This is a genomic window from Xanthomonas sp. SHU 199 (assembly GCF_000364665.1).
GTDB classification, from domain to species: Bacteria; Pseudomonadota; Gammaproteobacteria; order Xanthomonadales; family Xanthomonadaceae; genus Xanthomonas_A; species Xanthomonas_A sontii.
On record NZ_AQOI01000564.1, the window covers coordinates 1 to 4596 of the forward strand.

3 protein-coding genes are annotated in these 4596 nt (G+C 68.8%); all 3 read right to left on the reverse strand.

The window, feature by feature from the left end; translation table 11 throughout:
- Positions 1-1583 (reverse strand): methyl-accepting chemotaxis protein (locus D183_RS28255; RefSeq protein WP_017910025.1); only part of this gene is annotated, 1583 nt, incomplete at its 3' end.
- 81 nt (positions 1584-1664) lie between these two features.
- Entirely contained in the window at positions 1665-3332 is a 1668-nt protein-coding gene (locus D183_RS0116800) for a methyl-accepting chemotaxis protein (RefSeq protein ID WP_026144568.1), read from the reverse strand.
- 441 nt (positions 3333-3773) lie between these two features.
- The coding region (locus tag D183_RS0116805; protein WP_017910027.1) for an Lhr family helicase at positions 3774-4596 on the reverse strand (823 nt) is incomplete at its 5' end.

A 4596-nucleotide genomic window follows, 5' to 3' on the forward strand; every position in this document is an offset into this window, starting at 1 on the left:
GGCCGGGTGGCGGCCGGCCTCGGCGCCACCGGCGCGGCGCGGCGCGGCGCGGCCAGGTCCTGTTCGCGGCTGAGGCGGAAGAATCCCATCGCCTGCTGCAGCGATTCGGCCTGGGTGCTCATCTGTTCGGCGGTGGCCGCCAGTTGCTCGGAGGCCGCCGCATTCTGCTGCGTGGCCTGGCTGAGCTGGGACACCGCCAAGTTGATCTGGGTGACGCCGGAGGACTGTTCCTGCGAGGCCGAGGCGATCTCCTGCACCAGATCCGAGGTCTTCTTGATGCTGGGCACGATGGTGCCGAGCAGGCTGCCGGCGCGATCGGCCAGGCCGACGCTGCTGGCGGCGACCTCGCCGATCTCCTGCGCCGCCACCTGGCTGCGCTCGGCCAGCTTGCGCACTTCGGCGGCGACCACCGCAAAGCCCTTGCCGTGCTCGCCGGCACGCGCGGCTTCGATCGCCGCGTTCAGCGCCAGCAGGTTGGTCTGGTAGGCGATGTCGTCGATGATGCCGATCTTCTGCGCGATCTGCTTCATCGCCTGGGTGGACGCCAGCACCGCGTCGCCGCCCTCCACCGCTTCCTTGGCCGCCTGCGCCGACATGCCCTCGGTGACCTTGGCGTTGTCGGTGTTCTGCGCGATGGACGCGGTCATCTGCTCCAGCGAGGCGCTGGTCTCCTCAACGCCGGCGGCCTGCTCGGTGGCGGCCTGGCTCAGCGACTGCGCGGTGGCGCTGACTTCCTCGGAGGAACCGGCCAGCGACTGCGCGCTGGCATTGACCTCGCCCACCACCTCCGCCAGTCGCTCGACCATCGCCTGCAGCGCCACCATCGCACTGGTGCTGTCGTTGGCGCGAGTCGGCACCTGCACGGTGAGATCGCCGCGCGCGATCCGCGAGGCCACTTCCATCACCGTGCTCGGCTCGCCGCCAAGTTCGCTCATCAGCGACCGCGCGATCAGGAAACCGATCAACGAGGCACACAGTGCCGCGACCAGGCTGCCGACGATCAGGGTCAGGTTGGTGCGCTGCTGCAACTGCTCGGCCTCGGTGGCGCGCGCAGCGAGCAACTCGCTCTCGGCGCGACGCACTTCGGCCATGCGATCGCGCATGGCGTCCATGTAGGCCTTGCCCTTGGAAGCACGCACCGCAGCGGTCAGCGCCTCCATCGTCGCCTGGCCATCGTTGACGTTCTTGCGCAGCGCGATCTGCGGATGCACTGCCTGGCTGAGCCATTGCGCCTGGGTCTGCTTCAGCGCGTTCAGGCGCTCCTGCTGCCTGGGGTTGTCGGCGGTCAGCTCCTGCGCCGTGCGCAGGTGGCTTTCGAAGCTGGCGACGCCGTCGCGGTAGGGCTGCAGGAACGCGTCCTCGCCGGTCAGCGAGAAGCCACGCGTACCGGTCTCGATGTTGATCAGGCTGCTGAGCGCGGCATCGACTTCGGCGATCACCTTGTAGGTGTGGGTGTTCCAGTAATTGGCCTGCGACAACGCGGACACGTTGAAGTAGGCCACGCCGGCCAGGGCCAGCAGGATGCACAGGACCACGGCGAAGCCGCCGTAGAGCTTGGTTGCGATTTTGAGATTCTTCAGCACGGCACTCTCCCGACAATGGGCAGTTGTGACAACGACAGCGACACGGAACTGGCGGCGCGGCAGGCGCCGCCAGGGAATGGATCAGGCGCGGCCCAGCAGCGCTTCGCTGCGGTCGCGATTGCCTGCAACGGAACGGCGCGCGGCGACGGATGGCGCACGCGGCGCCCAGCGCGAGCCAGCCGCACGCAGCGGCGCCACCGCCTCGCCGTCGTCCAGCGCGTGCGTGGCGCGGCGCGTGCCGGCGGACAACTGGAAGAACGCCATGCTGTCCTGCAACTGCACGGCCTGCGTGCTCATCGATTCGGCGGTGGCGGCCAGCTCTTCGGAGGCGGTCGCGTTCTGCTGGGTGATCTGGCTCAGCTGCACCACTGCCGCATTGATCTGGGCGACGCCGGACGACTGCTCCTGCGAGGCGGCGGCGATCTCCTGCACCAGATCCGAGGTCTTCTTGATGCTGGGCACGATGGTCTCCAGCAGATGACCGGCCTTCTCCGCCAGTTCCACGCTGGAGCCGGCGACCTCGCCGATCTCCTGCGCCGCGATCTGGCTGCGTTCGGCCAGCTTGCGCACTTCCGCGGCGACCACCGCAAAGCCCTTGCCGTGCTCGCCGGCACGCGCGGCTTCGATCGCCGCGTTCAGCGCCAGCAGGTTGGTCTGGTAGGCGATGTCGTCGATGATGCCGATCTTCTGCGCGATCTGCTTCATCGCCGCGACCGTGGCCACCACCGCCTCACCGCCCTCCAGGGTTTCCCGCGCCGCCTGCGCGGCCATGCCGTCGGTGATCCTGGCGTTGTCGGTGTTCTGCGCGATCGAGGCGGTCATCTGCTCCAGCGAGGCGCTGGTCTCTTCCACGCCGGCGGCCTGTTCGGTCGAGGCCTGGCTCAAGGATTGCGCAGTGGCGCTGACTTCTTCCGACGCACCCGCCAGGCTCTGCGCACTGGCGTTGACCTCGCCGACCACCTGCTGCAACTTCTCGACCATGCGCTGCATCGCCAGCAGCAATTGCCCGGTCTCGTCCCTGCCGCGGACCTCGATCTGCATGCTCAGGTCGCCCTCGGACAGCGCATTGGCCACCTTGACCGCCTTGTCGATCGGCCGGGTCACGCTGCGGCTGATGCAGCAGCCCAGGCCGACCCCGAGCAGCACGCCGCCGATCACGATGGCCAGCATGGTGCGGGTGCTGCTGGCATAGATCGCATCGGTGGCGTCGTTGGCACGCGCGGCATTGGCTTCCTTGGTTTCGCTGAGTTCGGACATCAGCGCATCCAGTTCGTCGGAGCTGCTGCGCACGCCCTTCGACAGGTCCGCCAGCTGCGCATTGCCCTGCGGCAGCGGCTCGCGCATCACCGAGTCGACGAACTGGCCGCGCCGCTCCAGGTAGGTCTTCCACACCTGGTCGAAGCGAGCCAGCTTGGCCAGCGTGGCCGGGTCGTCGAACGAGGTCCTGGCCTTGTCCATGTGCTCGACCACCTTGGCGGTGTACTTGTCGATGTTGGCAACGTGCTTGGCGCGGTCTTCCGCGGTACTGGCCAACTGCAGGTTGGCGCGCGAGCGGCCGGCGTTGATCAGATTGATGTTGGCCTCTTTCAGGTGCGACAGGCCGAGCAGCTCGCGCTCGTACAGCACCGTGGCGTAGTCGTTGATCCGGCCCGAGTTGCGGATGCCGACCCAGCCGATGCACGCGCCGATCGCCGCCACGATCAGGAACGCCGCCGTCAGCCTGACTCCGATTTTCATATTGCCCAACATGGTGTACCCCGATTCTTTGTGTGCGTCCGGTTGCGCAAGTGAGCGCCTCCAGCCGTCTTCCGCAGCGCCTCGCGGAGTGGACACACTCGCTCTGAGGAGAGCGAGGACGCTGCGCCGCAACGTCTGTGCGTGAGGGCTATCGGCGCCATCGACAGCGCCTTTAAATCGCGTGAAAACTGCGGAATTCCGCATAGCGAAAGCGCTGCGGCGACGTTGCATGAATGCGCAACGGGCATTGCGGCGCAGCACTCGACGCGTGTGAAGAAGGCGCCTGGGCGTCTGCGGCGCGGATGCCGCAGTTGTTCTGCAATGGCAGATGACCCCGGTTTTGCACCGAAGGCGAAGTGGGATACCAACCCCTCTAATTTGTAGACAGAATGTGAAAGCGGCGCCGATATGCCCGCCCTCGCAGTGCGCGAGCGCATGCATGGCGCCGCGTCTTCACGCCATCGGCAGCGCCGCGACCGTGCGTCGTTCCGCCGCGGTGGCTCCGCGCAACAAGCGCTGCGCGCGCACGCGTTCCTCGGCATCGAGCTCCTGCAGCGCCTCGAAACGCTCGCCGACCCAGCTCGCCATCGGCACGCCGTCGCGGTACAGCACGCGCGCGCCCGCCACACGTGGCAGCCGCGTGCCCGGGAGCACGCTGCCGAGCAGATTGGCCGGATCGGCGGCGGCCACGCACACCCAGGTGCCGTCGCCAGGCTGGCGGCGCAGTTGCCGCAGCAGACCGATCGCCTCCGGCAGGGCGAACTGTTCGCCGGACAGGCCATCGATGAAGCGCCCGCCGCGGATCTCGCCACGCGCCTCCAGGCGCTGGTAGACCCGCAACAGCTCGCGCCACGGCGGCAGCCATGCCGCCTCGCGCTCGAGCAGGCGCCAGCAGACCACGCCGTAGCGGCGCAGCAGCGTCAGCGCGACGTGCTCGACCGCCTCGCTGCGCGCGGCCGGGTCGTCGGCCTCGGCGCCAGCCCGCAACAGCGCCCAGCGCCCGGCATCCTGGATGCCGCCGTACAGCGCCATGCGCGGCCGCCGCCGCGACAGCGCCGACGGGCGCTTCGATGCCGGCACCAGCAAGGCGCGCAGGCCGGCGTAGCTGTCGCAGTGGACCCGACCGGCGGCGACCAGCTCGGCCAGCGCCACCTCCAGTTCGGTGGAGAGCAGGCGGGTGGCCGCGGCGATCTCGTCGAAGAACGAGGCGCCATGCGCCGCGAGATGGTCGGCGACCTTGCGCGCGCGCGAGCCGAGCGCATCGGCGTCCGGCGCT

Excerpts from the sequence above, each read along its gene's own strand:
- D183_RS0116800 (WP_026144568.1), bottom strand. The coding sequence starts at position 3,332 with ATGTTGGGCAATATGAAAATCGGAGTCAGGCTGACGGCGGCGTTCCTG.